We start from the raw sequence: 838 nt of genomic DNA, 5'->3' as shown, positions 1-838 counted from the left end.
CGCACAACGTAAGTACTTTAATGTTATGGATACCACGCCCTAGCGTTCGAATTTCTTTAGCAACTTGATCCGCCAGTTCGCGAGTCGGACACAGCACCAAAGCCTGCACGCGAAATCGTTTTACGTTTAGATTTGATAGCACGCCAAGACCAAACGCAGCTGTTTTACCCGAGCCCGTTTTACCCTGACCAATTACGTCACGCAGATTCAAAATCGCCGGTAAGCTTAACGCTTGAATTGGCGTCATATGGGTGTAGTTCAATGAATCCAGCGTTTCTAGTAGCGCTGGGTTCAGGCCTACTTGGTCAAAAGTTTGTTTGCTCACAGGGAAATATCCTCAGGTGGGATGAAAAAGAGGGCACATTATCGCCAGATTTTCTGGGAAGACCAGTGAAAATTAACCATTGTTAATGAGTATTGAAACAAAAGCGAGTACATTCAGGCACTCTACTATCATTATGGACGACGGACATGACCACTTGGATCACTTTGCCTTTTGCTCAACTAACTACCTTACAACTGTATGAGATGCTGCGCTTACGCGTCGACGTGTTCGTCGTCGAGCAAACTTGCCCGTACCCGGAGCTAGATGGTAAGGATATTATTGACGGCGTTCATCACCTACTCGGCTACCACAATGATGAATTAGTTGCCTGCGCTCGGCTTCTGCCAGCTGGAACCACTTACGATAACGTCAGTATTGGCCGAGTCGTAACCAAACAAACAGCCCGAGGTGGTGGCTTAGGCCATCGGCTAATCACACAAGCCATCCAAGCATGTTCTACGTTATGGCCCGAAAAAACCATAGACATTGGTGCACAAGAACATCTTATCGATT

General features: G+C 46.9%; 2 protein-coding genes. One reads left to right on the top strand and one right to left on the bottom strand.

What is annotated here, in order from left to right:
- Positions 1-325 (bottom strand): DEAD/DEAH box helicase (locus R7Q48_RS26055; RefSeq protein ID WP_318133083.1); only part of this gene is annotated, 325 nt, incomplete at its 3' end.
- A 146-nt stretch (positions 326-471) separates the two neighbouring features.
- On the opposite strand from R7Q48_RS26055, the gene R7Q48_RS26050 reads away from it, so the two are divergent.
- Positions 472-838, top strand: a 367-nt coding sequence (locus R7Q48_RS26050) for a GNAT family N-acetyltransferase (RefSeq protein WP_318133081.1), incomplete at its 3' end; no start/stop codon positions are given.

The sequence above is a fragment of the Vibrio sp. 378 genome (assembly GCF_033339435.1).
The sequence above is the reverse complement of the archived record's forward strand: the minus strand, read 5'-3'. Positions and strand labels throughout refer to the sequence as shown.